The organism is Paraeggerthella sp. (genome assembly GCF_048427265.1).
GTDB classification, from domain to species: Bacteria; Actinomycetota; Coriobacteriia; order Coriobacteriales; family Eggerthellaceae; genus Paraeggerthella; species Paraeggerthella hominis.
On sequence record NZ_DBFOSR010000110.1, the window covers coordinates 1 to 25,511 of the forward strand.

Below are 25,511 nucleotides of genomic sequence, written 5' to 3' on the forward strand. Positions count from 1 at the left end.
CACGATCATCGTCAACGTCGCCGTGTTCCTGCTGTTCGGGCGCACCGCCTACGCGCGCGCCTACGCCCTGATCATGCACGTCCCGATTCTTATCGCGTTCTCGATCGTCTCCCCGTATCGCGGCTGGAAAGTGGTGTTCGCATTCCTCACCGCATTCGTATCCTGCGCCGTCCCCGTTATCGTGGATTCGGTCGCGCGCTTATTCGGGGAAACCGGGCCCTGGACCGAGTTGGCCATCTTTGCCGCAACATGCTCGCTGATGCTTCTTGTGGCCGCAAAGGGATTCCGCAACCTGCTCGCCTACGCGCTCAAGCACGGAGAACCCAGCGATTTCGCTCGCTTCTCCCTGATTCCGTTGACGTACGAACTGTACGCGTTCTCAACGCGGGGCAGCTTCTCCATCACGGACCTGCCTGCCGGGCTGAACGCGCGCCTGGTACCCCTTGTGCTTACGGTGCTGTCGTACTACCTGGTCTTTCGCGTATTCAAAAACACGCGCGAAAAGCAGGTGCTGCTTCAGGAACAGCAAGCCGCCGCAGCGCAGCTCGACCAGGCCAAGCTCGAGCTCAGCCGTTTGCGCGAGACAACCGCGCAAACGGCAGCCTACCGACACGACATGCGCCACCACCTTGCGCTTGTCAGCAACTTGGTTGCTGAAGGCAACGCCGAAAAGCTCAAGGAGTACCTGGCGGAAATCGAAGCCGACCTTGACGACATCACTCCGCAGCGGTTCTGCAACGACGAGACGACGAACCTGATACTGTCCTCGTTTTCCGCAAAGGCACATCACTTCGGCGTGTCGATGCAGGTAACGGCGAGCCTTTCCCGGCACGTGCCGCTAAACGACACAGAGTGGTGCGCCCTGCTGTCGAACCTGCTGGAAAACGCCGTGACCGCTTGCGCGAACGTGCACGACGATCGAAACCGCGAGGTTCGCCTGGCAATTACGAACGCCGACGACCGCACGTTGCTGGTCCTTGTCGAAAACCCCTGCTGCAAGGCCGTGACCATGGAAAACGACAGACCGACGACGTCCGAGCAAGGACACGGCTTCGGCATCAAAAGCGTGGACGCCATCGTGGGAAAGCACGGGGGCATGTCCCTGTACGAAACCGTCGGCGGCGCGTTCGTCGCCCGCATCGCCATTCCCCTGGAGCAGCAGCCCGCATAGCGTCCCCGCGCGCATGGGACGCTCTTGCATCTCCTCAAAGTTAGTATAAACTAACTTTCAAACAAGCAATGCGACCAGAAGGTGCGGGCCGCAGGGCGCTTCCACCCTGCCCCATCTTCTCCAACGAGCATCGGAGCAGCGTCATGAAGGCCAAGGCATATTACGCGGTCCAAGACAGTCACGAAATGGGCATGGGGCAAAAGTTCGTGAAAACGTCGCCGGTACTGCACGAATTCAAAAGCGAGAAGGCGCGCGACGCCTGGGTGGAACGGGCAGCCGACCGTCGTCGCAAAGTGAACGCGAAAGAGAAAGAGTCCCTGCAGGCGCAGTCGCCCTTGCGAACCACGTCCCCGGTGCGCCACGCAACGCTCCCGAAGAAAAGCGGGAGTCGAAAGCCAAACGCTTCGAGCCCTCAAGTCGACAACACTCCAACAATGCACCCGAAAGCCTTGTAACCCGCAAGGGCATCAGCCATTATTCTGCTATCAGGATACGGGGAGGTGAGGGGACCATCGCATCCACGGGGAAACAAGCAACGGAAAGCAGCCGCTTCGACAGGCGCGTGCGTGCGTGCGCCCTCATCGGCGCGGTCGTTCTCGCGGCCGCGGTCGTTTCGCTGCAGCTCTTCTCGAACGCGCCCGCGCCCGAGCCCTCGCAGCCGAGAGCAAACCTTGGACCGGCCGACGCAGCAGGCGCGATGATCCTTCTTGCTCCCCTGCTGGTTGTCTGGACGTTCTCGGTTTGCCTGCGGTGCTCGGATGCCGCCACAAAACGCTACCTCGTGATCATCGCGATTCTACTTATATGCTGGCTGGGAGAAGTGCTCGTGAAATACAGGACCGCAAACGAGTCCCTGACCATCGCGTACTGGTACCTGTACTACGTCCCCATGATATTCGTCCCAACCTTGTGCCTTTTCAGCGCTTTGCGCATGGCCGCAATCGACCGCGCGCCAACTGCGCGCGCAATCAAGCGCGCAGTCATCGTTGTGGACTGCCTGCTGCTCGGGTTGGTCCTTACCAACAACCTGCACCACCTGGTTTTCGCATTCGACGTCGAACCCGGCAGCGGCTCATGGAACGGCGCGTACTCCTACGTCGCAGGGTATTGGGCGGTATTCGCGTGGATCGTCTCGCTTTTCACGATGTACTTCGGGGTGCTGTTCGTTGCGGCGCGCAACCAGCTTCGCAGCGCTTTCTCACCCGTCCTGGTCATCGCCTGTTCCGGCTTCTGCTACGCGCTGCTGTACGCCCTGCGCGCCGCCGGGATGCAAACGACCAACCTGGCGTTCAGCTTTTCCATCATCGTCTTGGTGGGATTGGAGCTCTGCCTTGATTTCGGCCTGCTTCCCTCGTACGTCTGGTACGGCGAAGCGTTTCGCAAGCTCCCCTTCGACCTGAGAATACGCTCGCTCGGGTGCCGAGAGGAATTCAAGACCGACCGCGCGGACCTTCCGCCGCCCGTCGCGCGCGACGCCCGCTCGTCCGCCGAAGACGAGCGCCCAACGTTCACCGTATCGGAAAGCTATCGAATCACGGGCGGCACCGTGAGCTTTTCGAAGGACGTCACCGCCACCGTCGAACGGCGCAGGCGCCTCGAGCATCAGCAAAACGTCCTTCGCCGTCGAAACCTCATGCTCGAGCGAAGCCGCGCCATCCAAAGCCGCCTCTACCGACAGAAAGCAGAGCAAGAACTCTTCGCCCAGGTAGAGCAATCGCTGATCGCGACAACCGACGAGATCAAGCTCCTTCTGTCGGACCTTCCCGAAGGAAGCGACCCGCCCAGCGCTCACGCACGACACGCCAAGCTGACAAGGGTGAAGCTCCTCGTAGCCTACTGCAAGCGCAAAGCGAGCTTGCTCTTCGCTGAAAAGAGCGCCGATCATTTCAACATGCGAAGGTTCCAGCTTGCGGCGAGCGAAACCTCAGCCGATCTGAGGGCGATCGGCGTCGACTGCATCGTTACCGTCGACACCGAGGCAACCCTTTCCGCCGCCGCCATGGACGTTCTGCACGACTGCCTGCACGGCCTTGGCCTGATAGCGCTTTCATGCGAGGATCCCCTGCTAGCCGTCTACCTGCATGATCACGGCGCACGGCACGTCGAATTGAGCGCGGTCTTGCAAAGCTCGGAGCGAAGCAAGGCGTTCCAAGCGCACGTGGACGCGCTGCAAGCCGCCCTCGACGTGCGCGACGCGGCGTTTCGCCTGGACGTTTCGGACGACCAGATGCGTCTCACGGTTCTCGCATCCAGGAAGGAGGCTTGATGGGCCCCGCATCTTCCCTGGACCACGCGGTCGCCATCTTTCTGATGGCGCTGTTCTTTCTGCTGACCGTGGGGCAGGCAGCGCACGCGTGCCTGTTCGCCGCGCGTCGCGAAGCCGCAACGCCAGTGCGCGCGCTTGCCTACGAAGCGGCGCTGGTCGTCCATCTGTGCCTTTCGACGTGCATGGCCTTCGAGCCATGGGCAACCGACGGAACCTGGTTCATTGGAATGGCGGTTGCCCGATTGCCCCTGGAACCGCTTCTTTGGGGAAACGTCGCAGCCTTTGCGCTGGGCGCTTCGCTGCGCCGACCGCGCATGGCCCTCGAGCTTGCCGTCTTGCTGGCCTGCACGCCGTTTGCGCTTCGCTTCCTTGGAGACCTTTGGTGGATCGCCCTTGTGCTCGACGCGGCGTTCTTCCTCTACCGGATTTCAAGCGCGCTCGTGCTCGACACCCGCCAAGCGCGCACGTCGGTATCGCGTTTCGCAATGGTGGAAGCGCTGGACATCCTGCCTGAAGGCGTGCTCTACGCTGATGAAACAGGCGCTATAGCGTTCATGAACGACTCGATGCGCGCATCGCTTCGAAGCCTGGGCCTTCCGGCCGACCTTGCCGATACCCGCGACCTATGGAAAACGCTGCGCGCGCGGGCCTCTGCAGGCGATGCGCCGAACGCCCTTTTGCCCGAAGGGGTGCGCATAGCCCTTTCCGAAAACGAGATCAGGCTGTTCGCTCTGAACGAGGTGACGCTTCGCACGCGCCCCTATCAGCTGATCGTAGCGCTTGACGTCACGGAGGACGAGCATCTGAACCTCAACATCGAGCGAAGCAACCGCCTGCTCGAGAAAGCCGGGGCCGAGTTGGAGCGCTCTTTGGACAACCTGCAGGAAACGGTGGAGAACGAAACGCTTTTGCGCATGAAGTCGCACGTGCACGACATCGTGGGCCAACGCCTGTCCATCCTGCACCGCTACCTTGAAGACGGGCATGTTTCGCCCGACGCGCTCGAGGACGTCCGAGAACTCCTCAGCACGATCCTGGACAGCCTTTCGTCGCGCGTCGCGTCCAACCCCGCAGCCGATCTTGCCGCCGTGGCCGACGCGTTCTCGCTTGTGGGCATCGACCTTCACGTGGAAGGCAAGCTTCCCGAAGACCCTGAGGCGGCGCGCCTGTTCGTAAGCGTCGTACGCGAGGCGACCACCAACGCGGCAAGGCACGCCCAGGCGTCAACGGTTTCGGCGACCGTGCGCGAAACCCGTGAGCACGTCGAGCTGGTCGTGGAAAGCGACGGCGTTTCCCTGGAGAAGCCGGTGCGCGAAGGAACGGGGCTGTCGGGGATGCGCCGCGCGGCGCAGGCGCTTGGCGGCACGTTCCGCTTTCATGTTGGGCCGCCGTTCACGCTGCGCGTGAGCGTACCGAGAAAGAAAGGTGGACTCCGATGCGAATCGTAATCGTCGAAGACCAAACGATACTGCGGGAATCGCTGGCGCACGCCATCGATTCGCAGGCCGACATGAACGTGGTGGGCAAGCTTGCCGACGCGGCGCTCGCTCCCGATGCGGCCATTCGCTTGAAAGCCGACCTTGTCCTCATGGACGTGTGCACGGAAAACGATTCCAGCGGGATCGCGGCAACGCGCAAGATCAAGCAGGAGCGCCCCGAAATCAAGGTGATCGTCATGACGGGCATGCCCGAAGTCACCTTCATCGATCAGTCCAAGGAAGCCGAAGCGGACGGGTTCGTCTACAAGAACATCGGGACCGACGACCTCATGGGAATCATACGGTCGACCATGGACGGCTACTCGACCTTCCCCCGCCACGCGCCCGGCATGTTCTCCGGAGCAAGCGCCCTTACCGATATCGAAATGGAAATCCTTCGCTTGGTATGCAAAACGAAAACGCGCAAGGAAATCGCCTCGGCGCTCTACCTGAGCGAAGGGACCCCCAAGCGCCACATATCCGAAATTCTTGCGAAAACGGGATACGACAACATCCTGCGGCTCGCCATACACGCCGTGGCAAGCGGCGCCGTGGTTCCCACCATACGCGCCGACGATCGCACCGATTCTAATTGATTCGATAGAAACGGCAGGCCGCCGAACGCGCGCGAACGCGCCCGGCGCCGCGCCGGCATCGCCGGGCGTCGATCGAGCGAAATTCGAGCCGCACGGCTCGTTTTCCTTGCGATTCTGAGCCATAGGGCAGTTCTTTCGCCAACTCCTACAAGCCATCATGATCCCATGAGCCAGCACGTGCGCCGCTTGGGCGGGCGCGAACGCGAAAGGAGCGCTCCATGGGTCTGTTCGGCAAGATATTCGAGAAGAAATCCTGCAGCATCTGCAATAGCGACATAAGCCTTCTAGGCAACCGCAAGCTCGAAGACGGCAACCTTTGCAAGGAGTGCGCCGGAAACCTGTCGCCGTTTTTCAGCGAACGGCGCTTCAGCACGGTCGAGCAAGTGCGCGAACAGCTTGCAAGCCGCGAAGCCAACAAGGAAAGCGTGGCGGCGTTCAACGTCACGCGCACGCTCGGCGGATCGACGAAGGTTCTGCTCGACGAGGACGCTCAGCGGTTCCTGGTAACGTCCTCGAGTCGTTGGCGCGACGCCAACCCCGACGTACTTGAGTTCTCCCAGGTCACTGGCTGCGATACCGAAATCAGGGAAACACGTACCGAGATCTACCGGCGCACCGAGGGCGGCGAGCGCGAAAGCTACGACCCGCCGCGCTACGACATAGCGTACGACATGTACCTCACGCTGCACGTCAACACGCCGTACTTCGACGAGATCACGTTCAAGGTGAACGACTACCGCATAGAGCGACAGGGATCGGTCGAGTTCAACGAGGCCGAGCGGCAGGCAACGGAAATTCGCAAAGCGCTTGCCCAGGTTCGCGAGGACGCCCGCGAAAGCGCCGCTGCCGCCAAGGCGCCGAAGATGGCGCGAACCTGCCCCTGCTGCGGCGCCACCACCGTCCCCGACGCAAGCGGACGCTGCGAGTACTGCGGCGGGGCGATGAACGCGTAGACCACGGACCGATCGCCGCACGGCAAGACGCGACGATCTTGCCAAGGCCGAAGGAAAGGACAAGCGCATGGGACTTCTGAAAGCAGGCGCAGGCGCGCTCGGAGGCGTGCTGGCCGATCAATGGCGCGATTTCTTCTACTGCGATGCGCTCGATGCGGGAACGCTTGCAGCGAAGGGGCGCAGGCGAACCTCAAGCCGCAGCTCGAACACCTCGGGAAGCGAGAACATCGTCTCCGACGGATCCATCATCGCCGTGAACGAAGGCCAGTGCATGATGATCGTCGAATCAGGCGCCGTGGTGGAGGTGTGCGCCGAGCCGGGCGAGTTCCTTTACGAAACGTCTTCCGAGCCGAGCATATTCCACGGCGACCTTGGCGAGAGCATCAAGCGCTCCTTCGCCGCCGTCGGGAAGCGCTTCGCCTTTGGCGCAGACGCGCCGAAAGACCAACGCGTGTACTACTTCAACACCAAAGAAATCGTCGGAAACAAGTACGGGACCGCTTCACCCGTCCCGTTTCGCGTGGTAGATAACAATATCGGCCTTGACGTGGACATAGCGCTGCGATGCAACGGCGAATACTCCTACCGGCTAACCGATCCGCTGCTGTTCTACAAAAACGTATGCGGCAACGTGGAAGATCCCTACACGCGCGACCGTATAGACTCCCAACTGAAAAGCGAGCTTTTAACCGCTTTGCAGCCGGCTTTCGCGCGCATTTCCAGCATGGGCGTTCGCTACAGCGCAATACCCGGCCACGCCGCAGAACTTGCCGACATCCTCAACGAAGAGCTTTCGCAGGATTGGTCCGAACTGCGCGGCATCAGCGTGGCATCGTTCGGCGTCAACTCGATAGCAGCCTCCCCCGAAGACGAAGCCATGATCAAAGAGCTGCAAAAAGCAGCGGTCATGCGCGACCCCGCTATGGCGGCAGCCAATATAGTCGCAGCTCAAAGCGATGCTATGCGCGCTGCAGCGTCGAACGAAAACGGAGCCCTGATGGGCTTCATGGGCATGGGCATGGCCGGCGCCGCGGGAGGGATGAACGCGGGAAACCTGTTCCAGATAGCCCAGCAGCCCGCCGCGGCATCTTCCCCGCGCGACGTTGCGGGCCAGGAAGCGCCCCGCATCCCGACGGTCGACGCCGCCGCGGCGCCCCAAGCGGCGAAGCCGGGCTGGTCGTGCTCCTGCGGCGCGAGCAACATGGGCAACTTCTGCCAGAACTGCGGATCGAAGCGTCCGGAAAACGCCGCGTGGACATGCGCGTGCGGATCACCCAACACGGGCAATTTCTGCCAAAGCTGCGGCTCCGCCCGCGCATAACGGCAGGATGCGCGAAAGAAACCGACAGGAAGGGATGGACCATCATGAAAAGAACGACACTGCTTGCCCTCGCATGCGCCTTCGCGCTTTGCCTAGCCCTGGCGGGCTGCGGCGGCGGAGGCGGCGGCCACGACGCAGGAAAGAACTTCGTCGGCACGTGGAAGCTGGTTTCCAGCTCAGGCGACGGAGAAGCGATAAGCGAGCAAGACCTAGCCCTCATGGAAAGCATGGGCATGAGTGTGACGCTCACGCTGAGCGAAAACGAGAAGGCTGCGCTTTCCATCTTCGGAGAAAGCGTGGAAGGAACCTGGCAGGCCAAGGGCGCCGACAAGGCATCCCTTACGCTGCAAGGGGAAACGGGCGACATGACGCTTGCGAACGGCAAGCTGACCATGTCGTCGGCAGGCGCCACGATGACGTTCGAGAAGGGCGAAGCAGCGGCCGAAGCCCCCAGCAAGCCCACCGCCGACGGCAGCGATGCCGACAAGGGCGCCACCGAGTCCGTCGCGCTTAACGAAACCATCGCCGATGACGCAATCTGCACCATCGTCGTCACCGGGAAAGACGTCGATTGGGCGAAGGATCCCGGATTCAACCTGAAAATCACCAACAAAACGGACAAGGCCATCTACGTGTCAGCCGACTGGGGCACGTTCTCCGTCAACAACAAGATGATCGACCCAAGCTTGGGCGAAGCCGTGCAACCGGGCAAATACGTCGAAGCCTTCATGTACTTCGATGACGAGAAACTTGGCGGCGGCATCGAGACCCTGGTCAACGTCGAAGGAACCATCAAGGTCATGGACAACGACTCCTGGGACACCCTTGCAACCTACAGCATGAACCTGTAGCCGCATACGCCGTTCGGAAAGCAAGCAAGGCAGGGAAACGCGGCCGGGATGGGACACTGGAGGCCAAAGTCTCGTCCCGGCCTGCGCAACCATCGATCTATCTGCGCGAACGCCTGCGAACGGCAAAGCATGCGCACAATGCGATGCCCGACAGCGCCAGCACGGCAAACGTCACCGGAAGCGCGTTTGCATCGCCCGTCGGCGCAAGGCGCTCCGGCAAAGGCTTGGATCCGGAAGCGCTCCCGCCGCCCATCGTTTCCACCGCGCTCAAAGCAACCTTCACGTACGCGTCCTCCACGCCCTCCAAGTCGAAACCCTCGGTCCTGTTCTCGATGAACAGCCTTGCATCGTCGGCGCTTGAGCCTTTCCAAGCGTTTGCCCACAGTCCTTCGTTCGGATCTACGGAAAGACGCTCGGCCGAACGGGTCGCACCCGTTCCGGCACCGATACCGGGAAGCGTCAGAGGCCCGGCCCCCACGCGCGCGGTCGTTCCTCCCGAAGCGACCACCGTGCCGCTTTCGATTCGCACGCCCGAGACAAGGCTGGCACCGGAAAACGCTACGCCGCTGCCGATGCCCGGCCCCGCGCCCAGGCCTTCTCCGTCTTTGCCGCCGCGAGCTTCAACGGTACTGCCCGATATCACGATATCGCGAGCTACGGACGCGCCCATTTCCGACCAACCCGACCCGATGCCCGCGCCAGCGCCGATAACGGCGTCTTCAGCGGTGCCCCATCCGCCTTCCGTTGACGAGCCCCCTGTCGCCGTCACCGTCGAATCCGTGATGGAAACGCCCGACACGACGGAATCGCCCGTATGGGAATAACCGCTGCCGATGCCGGGAGAGCCGGCTCCGCCCATAGCCGTTACGGTACTGCGCTCGATGACGATGTTCGATGCAATGCTTGCGAGATTCGAGTAAGCGCTGCCAATGCCGGGAGCAGCATTGCCTCCCACCGCCACAACCTTGCTGTCGCGGATAACGATATCCGAAACCAAGCTATGATCAGCCAGGGCGACCGAACCGCCAATGCCTGCACCGAACTCCCCGCCTTTTGCCGTCACGTCGACGCCTTCGATGACGATCGGATAATCGCCGCCCTCCGCATGCTTCGAGGATATGCCGACGCCAGCGCCTCCCTTGCAACCGACCGCCTCAAGCGAGGCACCTTGCTCGTAGCCTTTGATGGTAAGCGATCCCTTGTTCGGCGCAAGCACGCCGTGGGTAACAAAGCCGTCTTTTCCGGCAAGGTAGTTTCGACCTTTGAGCAGCAGCGTGACGTCGCCCGCCTTCCGATCGCATTTCAAAGCCGCGAACTCCCGCTCGCTCGAGGATGATTCGATAGCCACGTTGTCAAGCAGGAGAACAGGAGATGCGCCCGATCCGATGCGGATCGCGTGGGGGCTCACGTCGATCCCCGGCGCCATGGAAACGCGGTACTGTCCCGAGCCCTTGATTTCGAGCGTGTGCGGCCACGACTCCAGATCGTAGCTGAACTCGCTCGCATCGACCGGCTGCCCGTCGAGCGTCGTAATAGACAAGCGCTCGGCAACGCCCGGCGTCACCGCAATCTTCGCGAACATGCACTCCGAAGCATCGAACTCGAACGGGTACGCTTGCTTGTCCAGGCCGAACACCTCCATGTCGGCTTCGCTCGAACCCACCCAGATGCTCGTGTACCAGGCTCGATCGCGCGCATCGACCTGCACCGTCGAGAACTCCGCGCGAGCCGGGTTGTCGCCCGTGTCGGCCACCGCGGACGGCCCGAACGCAGGAACCGTATAAGAGCACTCTTCGCTTGCCAAACCGCCTTGCGCCCCCTGAGCCTTGACGACGCCGCCCGTGACCTTCAAACCGCCCGAACGCGTGACACCGCCCTGTCCCACGTAGCCGCTGCCGATTCCCGAACCTCCGCCCATGCCGACGGCTTCCACCGTGCCGCCGGAAATGACGATGTTCGTCGCTTCGGAGCACGTGGCCCCTATGCCGCTGCCGATGCCCACCACGTTGTACGCGGAATCGCGGCCCGTCGCCAAAACCTTGCCGCCGGAAACGGCGATGTTCGTTGCGCAGGTTTCCCCGTTTCCGCTCGACCCGCTGCCGATGCCCGCAGCGCCGTTGCTCGCAAACGCATTGACCTCGCCGCCGGACACCACGATGCCGTCCGCAAGGCTGGTTTCGGAACCATGACCGCTGCCGATGCCCGCAGCCGTGCCGTTGCGCCCTCCGGTAGCCGTCACGGTTCCGCCCGAGATTTCGATGCCCTTGGCCACCGTATTGCGGGCATGACCCGACCCGATGCCAGCTGCATGGGCGGCGTTCTTGCCAACCCCCTCCGCCACTACCGTGCCGCCGGAAATCTTCACCAAAACGGCCGCGCTCATGCCCGCGAGCGCCCTGCCGGAGCCGATGCCGGGAGCACCGCCGCCGCCCGTCGCCGTGATCGTGGCGCCCTCGATCAGAATGTTCGAGGTAACGCTGTTTCCGCTTTCGGCCTCCCCCGATCCGATACCGGCACCGCCCCTGCCGCCCACGGCAACAAGCGTGCCTTCCGTTCGTCCTTGGCCCGCAGCGCTCCCGACGATCAGCTGAGACTGCGAAAGCGCAGCGTGCTCGACATCGGCAGCGCGCCCGGCGAAAACGCTCTCCTTCTGAACGCCCGCGCAGCCCGATCCGCTCTTCAGCGAATTCTCGCCCTCCAGCATGAGCTTGACCGTGCCCGCGTCGGCAGGAACCAGGAAGGCCGCACGACCGGCCTGGTCGGACACGTCGATGGTCACGCTCTTGAACAGGATGGTCGGCGAAACGCCCGCCGCAACGCGGATGCCGTTGCGAGACGCCCCGTCGCTCGACGTAACGACGTACTCTGCGGATGCGGTCAACACGATCGTGCCGTCCGTATCGGTGCCGTACGCACCGCCCTGCACGGTAAGCTTCGGCTCCGGAACGACGTTCACGCCAAGATACGCATCGGAAAGCGTCTTATCGTCGATGACGAACGGCTCGGTGCTCACGGTCAGGAACTGCTGCGCTGTCTGCTCGGTCGCGCCCTTCCGCGCATTCGCGCACAGTCCCTCGGCCGGAGCGATGGAAGCGTTGCGAACCTCGCGGGTGCCAGCGGAACCGGCCCCGATAGCCGGAAGCGCTTGCGGGCCCTTGCCCGCGAGCGCGGTCGTGCCGCCCATCGCCTTCACCGACCCGCCGGAAACGACCAACACGTCCCCGTTGCTCGGATTCCGGTTCACGATGCTCGTTCCCTGAGGCGCAGGGCCGCTGCCGATGCCGGGAGCGCCGCCTATGGATTCGCTGTCCGTGCCAGCAAGCGCCGTCACTCGACCGCCCTCCACGTGCACGCCGTTGCAGATGCTGTCGCCCTTCTCGGCCCAACCGCTGCCGATGCCCGCGCCCGCGCCGATCACGGAATCCTGATCGCCCGCCACCTGTTCGCGATAGGAGTTCCCGCCCTGCGCCTCCACGACGGCGTCCCCCGAAAAGCGCAAGCCCGCAGCAACGCTGTTGCCCGTATGGGAATAACCGGACCCGATGCCGGGAGCGCCGACTTCGCCGCTCGCCTTCACGGTACCGCCCGAGACCGAGACGTTCGTAGCCGACGAAAGCCCTTTCGCCCATCCCGACCCTATGCCTGCCGAAGCAAATCCGCCCGAAGCGGTCACCGACCCGCCCGACACCTCGATACGCGCGGCTACGCTATCGCCCTCGCCAGCGTAACCGGCACCGATACCGGCACCCGAATGGCCTTCCGCAACCACCGTGCCGCCCACGATGCATATATCGGAAGCGGTGCTGTCCCCGGCGGCGGAGCCCGCCCCGATGCCCGCGCCGGAGCCTCCGAACGCCTTCACCGTTCCGCCCTTGATCACGATATCGGACGCGCTCGAATCGCCGCCCGTAGCGCACCCCGATCCAATGGCAGCACCCATCGCGCCCGCCCTGTTACGAACTTCGACGGTGCCGAAACCGTCGAATTCCATGCCTCCCACAACCGATTCCGGCGAGGACCCGCCGCCGATGCCAGCAGCCCAAAAGCCGCCCGTCGCGCGCACGACCGCCCCGTCCCTCGTCCAGATGAAAAGCTTAGCCGACAGGCTGCTGTCCTTTTGAATGCCCGCACACTGAAACGTGCTCGTCAACGAGTTCTCGCCGCTCAACGAAAGGGAGAGCGCGCCTGAATCGGCAGCTACGGCGAAAGCGGGAACGGAACGGTCCTTCTCGCCGTCGCCACGCGACTCCGTGTTGATTTTCACATCGGACAGCTCGACGCTCGTCTCATCCCAAGGACCGGGATTTCGAATCCCATGCACTTCGATCGAATCCCTGGTTTCGGGCACGCCGTCCTTCATGCTCACTTCATAGGTCGGCGAGCTCTGACGCTCGCCTGCTTCACCGTAGTAGAGCGTCGCGTCGATCACCAGAGTGCCCGACCCTTCCGGCGATCCTTCGTCGTCCGCCACGAACTTGAGCGTCTTCTCCAGACGCGCGTTCGCCTCTTCAAGCGGTTCGGTCGGATACCACTTCATTGCGCGCACGACGAAGTCCCCCAGCTCAACCTCCACGACGGCTGCATCGGCAAGATCGCCCTCCCCAAGGGAAGCCCGCTGATCGGCCGACTCTTCATCGGCCGGGTCAGTCGTCGGTTCCGCTGCGTCCGGCTCCCCCGACCCGTCGCCCTCAAGAGGCATGCCCGCATCGTCTTGCGAAGCCTCGCTTCCAGGCGCAGCCTCGTCGACGTCTTCGGAAGAATCGGGCGCAATCGCATCGGAAACCGTCGGTGCAGCGGGGTCGCCCGACGGCTCGAGCGCCAGCGCGGGAATCGTCGTGAAGGCCAGCAGGAGCGCAAGCGCTATCGAGACGCATCGTTTCATGGACTTGCCTTTCGTTGGAAACAGCCTGATCGGCCACGTCTTTCGTAATTGAATGTTTTATTCTACGAAAGAGCATGCAACAAAAGAGCAACACGATGCGCGCCGAAAGCACCCCTCGCCGCGAACCCCTCAGGCGCTTGCGATCCGAATCGAGCGTCGGCGCGCCCGGCAGCCCGGGCAGGCGGCAGCGTCGCGCCTATTCCCAGCTTCCCCACACGTCCGGAGCATAGCCCACCGTGGCCTGCTTCCCATTGCGCACCACCGGCTCCGCCACAACGTGCTGGTTCTCCAAAACCTTGTCGAACTTCTGGTCGGGGCTCAAATACGCCAGCAGCGCCACCAGGTCCGCATCCTTCGCCTTCGGGTCCACCAGCTTGTCGATCCCGCCCACGGCGCGGCAGACCGACTCCAGCTCCCCTTTGCTCATGCCCTTTTCCTTCAAGTCGATGAACTGGAACTTCACGCGGCGTTCCTTGAAATAGCGCTGGGCCTTCTTCGTATCGAAGCTCTTTTTCGTGCCGAATACCTGGATGTTCATGCTTCCTACTTCCCGCTCTCGGCGATCTCGCCGCAACGATACGCCGCCAACAGCAGCTCCAAGTCGGCGATCTGCTGCTTCAGCACCGCACCGGTATCGGTGTCCGCCACCAAGGTGCGCTTCTCCACGCGCTCGACCACGCGGCGCGACGAATGAATGTCCAGCTCGTTCATCACGGCAGCGCGCATCGACTCAAGAGGCTCGTGCGCAGCCAGCACGAAGCCGTAGGAATTCGAGATCAACGTGTAGCCCGCGATGCCGGTGGTGGGCTGGTACGCCTTCGAGAAGCCGCCGTCGATGGTCAGCACGCGCCCGTTGCACTTCACCGGATCCTCGCCGTCCTTCACCTTGACCGGCACGTGCCCGCACACGATGCGCGAGGCGTCGGGGTCCAGCCCGAAATCCTCGAAGATGCCCGCCAGCACGGCCTCGTCGTCCAGGTACGAGTAGAACGCGTTCTTGACCTCCTTGCGCGCGGCCTTGTCCGCGATCAGGTACAGCTCGAACGTGGCCATCTTGCTCTTCGCGAACAACGGCGACCCCTCGCCCAGCCACAGGTACCACATGAGGTCGCGCCCGCGCTTGCGCATGTCCGGATCGGGATCGAAGAAGCCCGCGCGCACCCAGCGCTCCATGGCGTCGTACAACGCCCGGCCCTTGTACGTGCACCCGAACACGTCCACTTCCTTCAACGACCCGTCGGCGTTCAGGGGGACGCAGGCATGGAACAGCAGGCTGCCGTTGTGCACCTTGTACAAGCTGCCCGCCTCAAGGAAGAAGCGCATGTGGCGTTGCAGCTTCTCGCACCCGGTGAACGCCTGCTCAAGGCGCTGCACGACGTCCTCTTCCTCGGGAGTCAGGCGGTAGGGATCGGCTGGGTCCACCGTGGGAAACACGGTGTCGGTCAGCTCGTACTCCACGCCGCCGAGCATCACGGTGCCGCGTTCGTAGTCGATCTTGTCAAGCAGCTTGCGATCCTCCAGGCCGAAATCCGGGTTCTCGTCGATCAGCTTCCCTTCCACCTTGAACTGGATGACGGCCATCGCTTTTTGGATTTTGACGTTCATTTCCAGCTCTTGAGGAGAAAGGTCGGGGTTTCCCTTGAGCCCGAACGCAACGCACGGATCGTCGCGATACGCGTCGAGCGCGAACGATGCAAGGGGCAGGATGTTGATGCCGTAAGCGTCCTCGAGGATCGACAGGTTGCCGTAGCGCGCGCAGTTGCGCACCACATGCGCGATGCAGCCGCGCTGCCCCAACGCCGCGCCCATCCACACGATGTCGTGGTTGCCCCACTGAATGTCGAGCGAATGGTACTCCATAAGGGCGTCCATGATGATATGGGGATACGGACCGCGATCGTAGATGTCGCCGACGATGTGCAGATGGTCGATGGCAAGCCGTTGGATAAGCTGGCACAGCGCCTCGATGAGCGCACCGCCGCGATCCGTGCGGATGACGGCGTCGATGATGGCGGCATAGTACGCCTGCTTGTCCACCCCGTGGCGGTTCTCGGTCATCAGCTCTTCGATGATGTAGGCGAAGTCCTTCGGCAGCGCCTTGCGCACCCTCGAGCGCGTGTACTTGCGCGCGGCGCGCTTGCACACGGCCACCAGCCGCGGCACCATGACGTCGTACCACGCTTCGGGGTCGTCCACCTGGGACAAGACCAGCTCCATCTTCTCGCGCGGGTAGTAGATGAGCGTCGCAAGGGAGCGCTTCTCCTCCTTGCTCAGCTCATCGCCGAACACGTCGTCGATCTTGAGACGGATGGAGCCTGATCCGTTGCGCAGGATATGCGAGAACGCCTCGTACTCGCCGTGGATGTCGGACGCGAAGAACTCAGTGCCCTTCGGAAGGTTCAGGATGGCGCTGAGGTTGATGATCTCGGCCGAAGCCTTGGCGGCTGTGGGAAACGATCGGGAGAGAAGTTCCAGGTAGCGCTTTTCCGTCACATCCATAGCTGATCTCCTTGAGAGGTACGGCAACACGTTAACCGCTCTATAGTATCAGCAATTCGCCGCAACGGGCTGGCCAGCGGGCAAGCGGCGCGATAACTCGACGGGGCTGCGCCTCCCCGCAGCGCGGCGGCGCGTGTTTTCCCTCCACGGCGATTCCGTCCAAATTGTGCCCGTTGCGCCGATCGTTTTACGGTAAAGTAATCTTTGCTTTTACGTAATCAATCGACACGAGAGCAGACGAGCGCGATGACGGTGCAACGCTTTTACGCGCTATTGGGCGCGGATTACGCCGAGGCCATCCGAAGGATCGGCAACGATGACCGCATACGGAAGTATCTGGGCATACTGCAACGCGACGATTCCATGGACGTTCTTCAGCGCGCGCTTTCGGAAAACGACGCCGATACGGCCTTTCGCGCTGCCCACACCATCAAGGGATCGGCGCTCAACCTGGGGCTTACCCGCCTGACCGACTGCTCGTCAAGGCTCACCGAGGCCCTGCGCCCGAAAACGATCGACGGCACCGTTGCGCCCTTGGCCGAAGAGACGGCGCGGGCGTACCGGGAGACGATGGCCCGCATCGGCGATCTGCTTGCCCAGCCGGAAACGGAACGGCCATGAAAGAGCGCAGCCTGATCCTTATCGTGGACGACTCCGAGCTGAACCGCTCCATGCTGGCCGACATCCTCTGCGACGAATACGAAATACTCGAAGCGCGCAACGGCCGCGAGGCCATCGCGCTGTTCCAAGAGCACGAGCACGAAATATCCCTCGTGCTGCTTGACATCGTGATGCCGGAAATGGACGGCTTCGAAGCGCTGGCCGTCATGGGCAAAAGAAGGTGGCTCGAGCACGTCCCGGTCATCATCATCTCCGCGGAAAGCGCATCCACCTACATCGACAGCGCCTACGACCTGGGCGCAACCGAGTACATCAGCCGGCCCTTCGACCCCAAGGCGGTCCAACGGCGCGTGGACAACACCGTTTTGCTGTACTCCAAGCAAAAGATGCTCGAGAACATGGTCACCGAGCAGATGCTCGAAAAAGAGAAGGGCAACCTGATCATGGTCGACCTTCTCAGCCATATCGTGGAATTCCGAAACGGCGAAAGCGGCATGCACGTGCTCAACATCCGCTCCATCACGAAAATGCTGCTCGAGCAGCTCTGCCGCATTTCGGATCAGCACGCGCGCATACAGCCCAAGATCCCGCTCATCGCCAACGCTTCGGCGCTGCACGACATCGGCAAGATCTCCGTCGACGAGAAGATCCTCAACAAGCCCGGAAAGCTGACGGAGGAAGAATGGGCCGTGATGAAGACCCACGGCGTTGCCGGGGCGAACATATTGGAAAGCACGCGCTACTACCCGGACGAAGAACTGGTCCGGGTGGCGCGCGACATCTGCCGCTGGCACCACGAGCGCTACGACGGCAAGGGCTATCCCGACGGCCTCGCGGGCGACGAGATCCCCATCGAGGCGCAGGTGGTGGCGCTCGCCGACGTGTACGACGCCTTGACGCACAAGCGCGTCTACAAAGACGCCATCTCGCACGACGAAACCATGCGCATGATCTTCAACGGCGAATGCGGCGCGTTCAACCCGTTGCTGCTGCAATGCCTGGCCGACATCGGCCCGCAGCTGAAACGAGAGCTGAAGCTCAAGTCGCTGGGGAACGTCTCCAAAGAGGAGATGCTCGACATCACGCGCGCCATGGTGCAAACCGCCAACGTATCCAGCCGCACGCTGGCGCTGCTCGAGCAGGAGCGCATCAAGTACCAGTTCTTCGCCGACCTGTCCCGCGAAATCCAGTTCGAATACGCCGCGCACACCGACGTCCTGACGCTTTCCGAATGGGGCGCGTCGCAGCTTGGCCTTCCCAGCATCATCGAGAACCCGCTTGAAAACAGCAAGCTGCTCCAGGTCGTCGCGCAAGAAAACCTGGAGCAGTTGCGCAACCTGATCGTCTCGGCTTCGCCGGAAAGCCCCAACGTGAGCGCCCATTACCTGCTGCACACAGACAGCGGCCAGCGGTGGCACAAGCTGCTGGCCCGTCCCCTTTGGCTGGGAAACGATGCCGAGGTATTAACGGGATTCATCGGAAAATGCGTGGACGTCCACGAAGAGCGGATGAACCTGGATCGGCTCATCTGGCAAGCAAGCACCGACGCGCTCACCGGCCTGCTCCACCGCAAGGCCGCCAAAAGCGCCGTGCAGAACGCGCTCGACGAAGCGGCTTCGCGGAAAAACTTCGTGCTCATGCTGTTCGACCTGGACTTCTTCAAAAGCGCGAACGACCGCTACGGGCATCTGTTCGGCGACGACCTTTTGCAGGAGACGGCGCGGCGCGTGCTGAGCGCCGTGCGCGATGCGGGCATCACCGCCCGCATCGGCGGCGACGAGTTCCTGGTGTTCGTCGAGGCCTCCGACCCTGTGGCGGCCGTCGATCGAATCTTCAGCTCGCTTGGGAACCCGTACCGAGGCCATCCCATGACCGTCAGCATGGGAGCCGCTCGCGCGCCGCAGAACGGCACGCGGTTCGAAGACTTGTTCCATTGCGCCGACCAGGCATTGTACGCAGCGAAGCAGCAGGGCCGCAACCGCTACCGCTTTTACGACGAGTCCATGTCCGCAATGCTGTCCGTGCTTTCGGAAATACCCGGTTCGGGCACCGAGGAGGCGGCGGCCGGACAGGATCGAGCCCGATGAGACGAACGCGAAAACCGCGAACCGCATCCGCTCAGGCACCGGCTTGGCTCAAAGCGGCATCCGCTGCCCTTTTGGCTTTGCTGCTCTGCGCAACCTTTGCTTTCGCGCGCGCCTACACGGACCTCAGCAACTCCATCCATCGGGAGCGCGTCGAATCCGTGCAGCAGATCAGCAGCCTGATATCGAAGAAGCTCAACCTGCTGAAAGAGCGTCATGAAGAAGAAACCGCCACGGCCGCACGGTTCCTGTCGTACTCCGGTGCGACTTCGATGGCTCAGGTAGACGAGCTGCTGGACCACTCGGACGAGTTTCACCTGCTGTCGGAGGACGGACGATGCCTTGCCTTGGACGGAAGCGCCATCGTCGTGTCAAGCTCCATGCTGTCCGAGGACATCGGCACCTGGACGGAAGTGCGCTCCGAATTCTGCACGGTCCAGAGCAAGGGCGATTTCTGGGTGTTCGCAGCACCGGTCGAGAACGTTTCCATCGACGGAGTCGAGATCGCGGGCCTTCTGAAGGTGGTCGACTCCCAGCAGTACGCAGACGTTGCCATCCTGCCCGTGTTCAACGGACAGGGCGCCTCGTACGTGGTCGACACGAACGGCGTCATCCTTTTGCGCCCTTCCGAGTCGCAGGCTAACGAACACTTCAAAAGCCACAATTTCCTGCGCATCCTAACCAACGACGGCGTGGACCCCGCCCTGGTGGAGAAACTGCAGAAAGCGCTCCTGAACTGCGAAGAAGAGCAGGTGCTCGTGAAGCTGCAAGACGACACGTGGCTTCTGCAGACGTTTCCCGACAACGAAGGCCGCAACATCGTGATGGCCATCCCCGTATCGATAACCGCGCAGGCCACGTTCGCCAGCATGAAAAGCGTCATCGCCTTGGTGGTGCTCATCGTGGCGTCGATCGCGGCGCTTTCGCTGCTGTGGCTCTACCACCTGGTGAGCAAAAGCCAGATGGCGAAGATCGAAAGCGCGCGAGCCAGCCTCAAGAGCGACTTCCTTACCAAGATGTCCCACGATATTCGCACGCCGCTCAACGCCATCGTGGGCTCCAACGAGCTTGCCCTGCGCTCCCTTGACGACCCGGCAACCGCGGCCGGACATCTTGAGCGCTCCAAGAAGTCGGGCGAATACCTCATCGACATCATCAACGACATGTTGGACATGAATCGCCTTGACGGCGGAAAGATGACCCTGGCCCACGAGCCTTTCCTGCTTTCCGATGTGCTGGACTCGGTCATCGCGCTGCAAAGCGGGCCCGCCGAGGAGAAAGGCGTGACGCTGCGCGAGGCGCCGCGCGCGCTTTCGCACACAAGCTTCGTAGGCGATGCGACCAGAATCAAGCAGTGCCTGGTGAACCTGGTATCGAACGCCGTCAAATTCACTCCGGAACACGGAGACGTCGCCCTGTCCTGCGAGGAGGTCTCTCAGGACGGTCCGACCTCGCGCGTGCGGTTCATCGTGCGCGACAGCGGCGCCGGCATGAGCGAAGCGTTCATGAAGCGCTTGTTCGAGCCCTTCGAGCAGGAGCGGTCGTCCCTTACCTCGGCCCAAGTAGGCAGCGGCCTGGGGCTTGCCATCGTGCACAGCTTGGTGGAGCTTATGGGCGGCACTGTCGAGGCAAGCAGTACGCCGGGGAAAGGATCGACGTTCATCATGGACATCCCCTTGGAAAGGGCCGCGACCGTTGTTTCAAGACCCGCGAGCGCGCAATCCCAAGAAAACCTGCGCGCCCTCTGCCGGGGCAAGCGCGTGCTTCTGGCCGAGGACAACGAAATGAACCGAGAGATCATCGTCGATCTGCTCTCGGACTTCAGCGTGGAAGTCGACACCGTTCGCAACGGAGCCGAAGCCGTCGAAGCGGTGACGTCCTCGGCGCCGGGACGCTACGCGCTCGTGCTCATGGACATCCAGATGCCCGTCATGACCGGCCTCGAGGCTGCCTCCGCCATCCGCGCAAGCAAGCACCCCGACGCCGCAACCATTCCCATCGTGGCTCTTTCGGCGGGCGCGTTCGAGGAGGACGTGCAGAACTCGCTTCGCCATGGGATGCAGGATCATTTGGCGAAGCCCCTGAACCTCGAAGACATCGAAAACGTGTTTCGCACGTACCTGAACCGGTAAGGAGAGCACCAGCATGCGCATTCGAAAGGCAGTCGCAACCCTGACGACCGCAGCCCTGCTTCTAGGACTTGCAGCTTGCAGCCAGCCGCCCGCGCCCGAGCAGAGCGTCGGCGCCCAGAACGAGATCGTCTCCTACCAGCCGGTGGAGCCGGGCAAGACGGTCGTCACCATCGGCCGCTACACCGTCTTCAGCGACGGCCCGCTCAAGGCGGCTTTGGAAGAGAAATTCCCGGACGTTCAGATTGTCACGGTCAACGCCGCCGGCACGAATACGATCAGGTCCTACGTGGAGGAACAGGGCAAGCACGAGGACTTGCCCGACCTTGTGTTCAGCGCCATGCGCATGGGCAACAGCGAGTACGCGTACGACCTTTCCTCCGAAAGCTTCACCAGCCGCTACAACCTGTCGTCCCTTGAAACGCTGGGCGCCGAGGGGGCGCTGCGGCAACTGCCCATCAACAACACCGTCAAAGGCATCTTCTACAACAAGACGCTCTTCGAGAAGCACGGCTGGCAGATCCCCGCAACGCGCGAAGAGCTGTTCGAGCTGTGCGACGCCATATCCGCCGAGGGCATTCGCCCCTTCGTCCCCTGCCTGAAATACTCGGTGCAGGAGGTGGGGCTGGGGCTTTCGAATCGCGAAGTGCTCGGCACCGGGCAAAAGCGCGCGCAGTACGAAGCCGTGGTCAAAGGGGAAGCCTCGTGCGAAGGGCTGCTGGAGCCGTACTACGGCGTGCTGAAGGAGCTGTACGATCGCGGCATCGTGGTAGAAAGCGACTTCACGTCCAGCCTTACGAAAAACCGTCAAGCCCTGTACGCAGGCGAGATAGCCATGATCCCCGCCGAGCTGGGCATGTACGGGCTGTACGAAGAAGAAAACCCGGATTGCGAGATCGACTTCATCGGCTATCCCACCGACATGCCGAACGAGCGTTGGGTCCAAATGGTGTCCGGCACCAATTTAGCCATCTCGCAGCGTTCCATGGACGACCCGAGCAAGCGGCAAATCCTGCTGGACATCGTTGACTACCTGAGCACCAACGAGGGTCAGGACGCGCTGTTCCAGTGCTTCACCGGCATCAGCGGCGTCAAGTCGTACCAAGAGAACATCCGCAGCGAGTTCTGGGACGTTAAGAACTGCATCGACAAGGGGCAGGTGTACTTCGCGGATCAATTCGGGCAGACGTCGGACTTCGAGACTGCTTTCGAGTGGATGCGCGGGTCGATGACCATGGACGAGATCATCGCCGCCACCGACGCCTTCGAACCGAACAGGCCGACCGACCCCGTAAAGAGCGCCGTTATCGGAAACGCCGCGGAAAACTTCACCTCGCTCGAAACCAGCATGCTCATGGCCGACGCCATGCGCGAGGCAACGGGGGCCGACGCAGCCCTGCTCTTGCACGGCACCTACTTCAAGGGCAACTCGGGGAAACTCTACCAGGGACCCATTGATCTGGCGGATCGCTTCAACCTGCGCAGCGTATCCAAAAGCGATGCCCTGACCACCTACGAGATCACGGGCACCAACCTGAAGAAGCTCATGGAGCACCCGCTAACCGACGGCGACGAGATCAACGCCCTGTACGCGTGCTCGGGCCTGCGCATGGAGTACGCCCCCTGGCGCGACAAGGACGGCAACGTGCTGAGCCTGACTATGGCCGACGGCGCCCCGATCGAAGACGACGCCCGCTACACGATTGCAGCCTGGGCAACCACGATAGACGATTCCTACGTTTCCTCTATCGTGCAAGAGCATTCCGACCGGGGAACCTGCGCTGACCTCATGACCGAGTACCTGGCCGAGGCGGGCGCCGTATCCCCCGCCAAAGACGGTCGCATCGTGCTGAACTGGGAATAGGTCGACGTCAGCCGGGCGGCGGTTGCGCGGCGCTCGGCTGATGCTTGCACCGCGGTGCCGCGCGCTGTCAAAACGAGCGAGTTTTGCTGGTCCTCAAACCAGGATAAAGACCCATGACAACTTTGTGACCTGGGGTGATGCAAAACGCCTTCCAAAAGCGACGTGCTCGAAGGCGAAAAACCGCCGCAAAACTCGATCGTTTTGACAGCGCGCGCCGATCCCTGCATCCGGAAACGCGGACGCCCCGGACGGCGACGTTCGCGTATAATGGCAAGCCCGATTTCAAGCCGGAACACAGGAGCGCATTCCATGTCGAACATCCATACCACGCTCGCACGCGAGCTGGGGCTTTCCGCGGCGCAGGTTGCAGCCGTCATCGCCCTCGTCGACGAGGGCAACACCATTCCGTTCATCGCCCGCTACCGCAAGGAAGCCACCGGCGGCATGGACGACGCCCAGCTGCGCGCCTTCGACGAGCGCCTTTCCTATCTGCGCGCCCTCGAGGCTCGCAAGGACGAAGTGCTGCGCGCTATCGACGAGCAGGGCAAGCTCACGCCCGAACTGCGTGCGAAGATCGAAGACGCCGCGATCATGCAGCGCGTGGAGGACCTGTACAAGCCGTACAGGAAAAAGCGCGCCACCCGCGCGTCGAAAGCGCGCGATGCCGGGCTGGAACCGCTCGCCCTGCTCATCTTGGCGCAGGGACGCTCGGACAAGAGCCCGCTCGCCCTTGCCGCCGGGCTCGTGAACGCCGAAGCCGGCTTCCCCACGGCCGAAGCCGCGCTGCAGGGCGCTCGCGATATCGTTGCCGAGACGATAGCCGACGACGCCGAGCACATCGCCGTGCTGCGCAGCTTCACCCAGCGCACCGGCGCGCTAGCCGTCGAAGCAACCGACGCACAGGAAAAAACCGTCTACGAGTCGTACTACGATTTCTCGGAGCCGCTCTCGCGCATCCCCAACCACCGCGTGCTCGCCGTAAACCGCGGCGAGAAAGAGGGCAAGCTGCGTGTGAAGGTGCGCGTCCAGGCAGACGCCGCGGTGGAGCAGCTGGAACGTCGCGTGATCACGCGCTCGCAAAGCCCCTTCGCCGACGTGCTGCGCGAAGCCGTTGCCGACGGCTACAAACGCCTGATGGCGCCCGCCCTCGATCGCGAGATGCGCAGCCTTCTTACCGAGCGCGCGCAGACCGACGCCATCCGCGTGTTCGCCAAGAACACCGAGAACCTTCTGCAGCAGCGCCCCGTTCGCGGCGCGCGCGTCCTTGCGCTCGACCCCGGCTACCGCACCGGCTGCAAAGTGGCGGTGCTCGACGAGTACGGCAAGCTGCTCGACTACACGACGGTCTACCCCACGCCGCCGCGCTCGCAGGTGAAGGAGGCGCAGGCCGCACTCGAAAGCCTGGTCAAGAAGCACCGCGTGAACGTGGTGGCCATCGGCAACGGCACCGGCAGCCGCGAGACCGAGGACGCCGTGGCCGACCTTCTAGCGCGACTGGACCAGCCCGTGCAGTACACCATCGTGAACGAAGCCGGGGCCTCGGTATACTCTGCGTCGCAGTTGGCCAGCGAGGAGTACCCCGACCTCGACGTGACCACGCGCGGCGCCATGAGCCTGGGGCGTCGCCTGCAAGACCCCCTAGCCGAGCTGGTGAAGATTCCGCCCCAGGCCATCGGCGTGGGCCAATACCAGCACGACCTCGACCAGGCGGCGCTCGGACGCGCGCTGGGCGACGTGGTGGAGCGCGTCGTAAACCGGGTAGGCGTCGACCTCAATACGGCAAGCGCGAGTCTTTTGGGCTACGTGTCGGGCGTGAACGCCGCCGTGGCGAAGAACATCGTGGCCTATCGGGAAGAGCACGGCGCCTTCGCCGATCGCCGCGAACTGAAGAAGGTACCGAAGCTGGGCGCGAAAGCCTTCCAGAATTGCGCGGGATTCCTGCGCATCGCGAACGGCGCGAACCCGCTCGACGCCACGAGCGTCCATCCCGAAAGCTACCCCGTGGCGCGCGAGCTTTTGAAGCGCGCACAGATGAAGCCGGAAGCGCTCGCCCAAGGCGGAGTACCCGATATCGCAAGCCGTCTGGGCAACGTGGCGGGTCTTTCCGAAGAGCTGGGCGTCGGCCTTCCCACGCTTAAAGACATAGTGGCCGAGCTGGAGAAACCGGGCCGCGACCCCCGCGACGACGCGCCGCCGGTGGTGTTCGACCGCACCGTGCGGGACTTCGACGACCTGTCCATCGGCATGGAGCTGACCGGCACCGTGCGCAACGTGGTGGACTTCGGCGCGTTCGTCGACATCGGCGTGAAGCAAGACGGACTCGTCCACATTTCCAAGCTGTCCGACCGCTTCGTCAAGCACCCGAGCGAGGTCGTGTCCGTTGGCGACACGGTAACCGTCTGGGTGACCGGCATCGACAAAGATCGCGGCAAGATATCGCTTTCGATGGCGAAGGGAAAGGCGTAGCGTCCTCGCAAGCGCTCGCAGCGCGAAGCAACGGCAGCGACGCCCCTTCGCGGCGCACGCGGCATCGGGGCGGGCACGCACCTGCGCACCCGCCCCGATCGCCCGCTCTTGAAACTACTTAGCAGGCTGTTACTTTCCCGACCGCCTCTTTCCCACGGCAATGGCAGCGGCAAGAATCACCACGCCCGCCAGGAAGGCCGCGCCCGCGAACGCAGCGACGGCCGCCAAGCTCGAGTCGCCCGTAACGGGAAGCGCCTTTGCCTGGGCCTTTACGGGTTCGGGCATCGGCTTGGGCTGCTGCCCCGAGGTCCCGGGCTCAACCGGCGCAAC

At 62.8% G+C, this 25,511-nt stretch carries 17 protein-coding genes; 13 read left to right on the forward strand and 4 right to left on the reverse strand.

Annotated elements, in window-relative coordinates:
* The 8 genes from ACMNI9_RS09780 to ACMNI9_RS09815 form a co-directional block, all read left to right on the forward strand.
* Positions 1-1,171: sensor histidine kinase (locus ACMNI9_RS09780; protein ID WP_418831852.1), on the forward strand; the 1,171-nt coding region annotated here is incomplete at its 5' end.
* Between the two features lie 143 nt (positions 1,172-1,314).
* A complete protein-coding gene (locus ACMNI9_RS09785; RefSeq protein ID WP_418831854.1) occupies positions 1,315-1,626 on the forward strand; it encodes a hypothetical protein in 312 nt (103 codons plus the stop codon).
* Positions 1,627-1,868: 242 nt separating this feature from the next.
* Positions 1,869-3,437, forward strand: a complete 1,569-nt coding sequence (locus ACMNI9_RS09790; RefSeq protein WP_418831856.1) for a histidine kinase N-terminal 7TM domain-containing protein — start codon at positions 1,869-1,871, stop codon at positions 3,435-3,437.
* The gene (locus tag ACMNI9_RS09795) at positions 3,437-4,885 is read left to right on the forward strand and encodes a sensor histidine kinase (RefSeq protein ID WP_418831858.1); all 1,449 of its coding nucleotides are present in this window, start codon (positions 3,437-3,439) and stop codon (positions 4,883-4,885) included. Before ACMNI9_RS09790 ends, ACMNI9_RS09795 begins: the two co-directional genes overlap by 1 nt.
* Positions 4,873-5,511 carry a response regulator gene (locus ACMNI9_RS09800; RefSeq protein ID WP_418831860.1) on the forward strand — a complete coding sequence of 213 codons (639 nt, stop codon included), beginning with the start codon at positions 4,873-4,875 and terminating at the stop codon, positions 5,509-5,511. The genes ACMNI9_RS09795 and ACMNI9_RS09800 overlap by 13 nt, the downstream gene beginning before the upstream one ends.
* Positions 5,512-5,729: 218 nt before the next feature.
* A complete protein-coding gene (locus tag ACMNI9_RS09805; protein WP_418831862.1) occupies positions 5,730-6,464 on the forward strand; it encodes a DUF4428 domain-containing protein in 735 nt (244 codons plus the stop codon).
* Between the two features lie 67 nt (positions 6,465-6,531).
* Positions 6,532-7,785 carry an SPFH domain-containing protein gene (locus ACMNI9_RS09810; protein WP_418831864.1) on the forward strand — a complete coding sequence of 418 codons (1,254 nt, stop codon included), beginning with the start codon at positions 6,532-6,534 and terminating at the stop codon, positions 7,783-7,785.
* A 44-nt stretch (positions 7,786-7,829) separates the two neighbouring features.
* Positions 7,830-8,636 carry a hypothetical protein gene (locus ACMNI9_RS09815; RefSeq protein WP_418831866.1) on the forward strand — a complete coding sequence of 269 codons (807 nt, stop codon included), beginning with the start codon at positions 7,830-7,832 and terminating at the stop codon, positions 8,634-8,636.
* A gap of 97 nt (positions 8,637-8,733) precedes the next feature.
* Here ACMNI9_RS09815 and ACMNI9_RS09820 read toward each other — a convergent pair whose 3' ends face one another.
* The 3 genes from ACMNI9_RS09820 to ACMNI9_RS09830 all read right to left on the reverse strand — a co-directional run bounded on the left by ACMNI9_RS09820 (position 8,734) and on the right by ACMNI9_RS09830 (position 16,017).
* Entirely contained in the window at positions 8,734-13,518 is a 4,785-nt protein-coding gene (locus ACMNI9_RS09820; protein ID WP_418831868.1) for a hypothetical protein, read from the reverse strand.
* A 196-nt stretch (positions 13,519-13,714) separates the two neighbouring features.
* A complete protein-coding gene (locus tag ACMNI9_RS09825; RefSeq protein ID WP_114565987.1) occupies positions 13,715-14,056 on the reverse strand; it encodes an arsenate reductase family protein in 342 nt (113 codons plus the stop codon).
* Positions 14,057-14,061: 5 nt separating this feature from the next.
* The gene (locus tag ACMNI9_RS09830; protein WP_418831870.1) at positions 14,062-16,017 is read right to left on the reverse strand and encodes a fructose-1,6-bisphosphatase; all 1,956 of its coding nucleotides are present in this window, start codon (positions 16,015-16,017) and stop codon (positions 14,062-14,064) included.
* 246 nt (positions 16,018-16,263) lie between these two features.
* Here ACMNI9_RS09830 and ACMNI9_RS09835 point away from each other — a divergent pair, with 246 nt between their 5' ends.
* The 5 genes from ACMNI9_RS09835 to ACMNI9_RS09855 all read left to right on the forward strand — a co-directional run bounded on the left by ACMNI9_RS09835 (position 16,264) and on the right by ACMNI9_RS09855 (position 25,181).
* Complete coding sequence (locus tag ACMNI9_RS09835) at positions 16,264-16,638, forward strand: Hpt domain-containing protein (protein ID WP_418831872.1); 375 nt, start codon at positions 16,264-16,266, stop codon at positions 16,636-16,638.
* Positions 16,635-18,725, forward strand: a complete 2,091-nt coding sequence (locus tag ACMNI9_RS09840) for a diguanylate cyclase domain-containing protein (RefSeq protein ID WP_418831874.1) — start codon at positions 16,635-16,637, stop codon at positions 18,723-18,725. The genes ACMNI9_RS09835 and ACMNI9_RS09840 overlap by 4 nt, the downstream gene beginning before the upstream one ends.
* Complete coding sequence (locus ACMNI9_RS09845) at positions 18,722-20,854, forward strand: hybrid sensor histidine kinase/response regulator (protein WP_418831876.1); 2,133 nt, start codon at positions 18,722-18,724, stop codon at positions 20,852-20,854. The genes ACMNI9_RS09840 and ACMNI9_RS09845 overlap by 4 nt, the downstream gene beginning before the upstream one ends.
* A 13-nt stretch (positions 20,855-20,867) precedes the next feature.
* A complete protein-coding gene (locus ACMNI9_RS09850) occupies positions 20,868-22,715 on the forward strand; it encodes an extracellular solute-binding protein (protein WP_418831878.1) in 1,848 nt (615 codons plus the stop codon).
* 309 nt (positions 22,716-23,024) lie between these two features.
* Positions 23,025-25,181 (forward strand): Tex family protein, encoded by a 2,157-nt coding sequence (locus tag ACMNI9_RS09855; protein ID WP_418831879.1) that lies wholly within the window; start codon positions 23,025-23,027, stop codon positions 25,179-25,181.
* A 129-nt stretch (positions 25,182-25,310) separates the two neighbouring features.
* On the opposite strand, the gene ACMNI9_RS09860 is transcribed toward ACMNI9_RS09855, so the two are convergent.
* On the reverse strand, positions 25,311-25,511 hold a 201-nt coding region (locus ACMNI9_RS09860; RefSeq protein ID WP_418831880.1), incomplete at its 5' end, for a hypothetical protein.

Excerpts from the sequence above, each read along its gene's own strand:
- ACMNI9_RS09785 (WP_418831854.1), top strand. The coding sequence starts at position 1,315 with ATGAAGGCCAAGGCATATTACGCGGTCCAAGACAGTCACGAAATGGGC.
- ACMNI9_RS09790 (WP_418831856.1), top strand. The coding sequence starts at position 1,869 with ATGATCCTTCTTGCTCCCCTGCTGGTTGTCTGGACGTTCTCGGTTTGC.
- ACMNI9_RS09795 (WP_418831858.1), top strand. The coding sequence starts at position 3,437 with ATGGGCCCCGCATCTTCCCTGGACCACGCGGTCGCCATCTTTCTGATG.
- ACMNI9_RS09800 (WP_418831860.1), top strand. The coding sequence starts at position 4,873 with ATGCGAATCGTAATCGTCGAAGACCAAACGATACTGCGGGAATCGCTG.
- ACMNI9_RS09805 (WP_418831862.1), top strand. The coding sequence starts at position 5,730 with ATGGGTCTGTTCGGCAAGATATTCGAGAAGAAATCCTGCAGCATCTGC.
- ACMNI9_RS09810 (WP_418831864.1), top strand. The coding sequence starts at position 6,532 with ATGGGACTTCTGAAAGCAGGCGCAGGCGCGCTCGGAGGCGTGCTGGCC.
- ACMNI9_RS09815 (WP_418831866.1), top strand. The coding sequence starts at position 7,830 with ATGAAAAGAACGACACTGCTTGCCCTCGCATGCGCCTTCGCGCTTTGC.
- ACMNI9_RS09820 (WP_418831868.1), bottom strand. The coding sequence starts at position 13,518 with ATGAAACGATGCGTCTCGATAGCGCTTGCGCTCCTGCTGGCCTTCACG.
- ACMNI9_RS09825 (WP_114565987.1), bottom strand. The coding sequence starts at position 14,056 with ATGAACATCCAGGTATTCGGCACGAAAAAGAGCTTCGATACGAAGAAG.
- ACMNI9_RS09830 (WP_418831870.1), bottom strand. The coding sequence starts at position 16,017 with ATGGATGTGACGGAAAAGCGCTACCTGGAACTTCTCTCCCGATCGTTT.
- ACMNI9_RS09835 (WP_418831872.1), top strand. The coding sequence starts at position 16,264 with ATGACGGTGCAACGCTTTTACGCGCTATTGGGCGCGGATTACGCCGAG.
- ACMNI9_RS09840 (WP_418831874.1), top strand. The coding sequence starts at position 16,635 with ATGAAAGAGCGCAGCCTGATCCTTATCGTGGACGACTCCGAGCTGAAC.
- ACMNI9_RS09845 (WP_418831876.1), top strand. The coding sequence starts at position 18,722 with ATGAGACGAACGCGAAAACCGCGAACCGCATCCGCTCAGGCACCGGCT.
- ACMNI9_RS09850 (WP_418831878.1), top strand. The coding sequence starts at position 20,868 with ATGCGCATTCGAAAGGCAGTCGCAACCCTGACGACCGCAGCCCTGCTT.
- ACMNI9_RS09855 (WP_418831879.1), top strand. The coding sequence starts at position 23,025 with ATGTCGAACATCCATACCACGCTCGCACGCGAGCTGGGGCTTTCCGCG.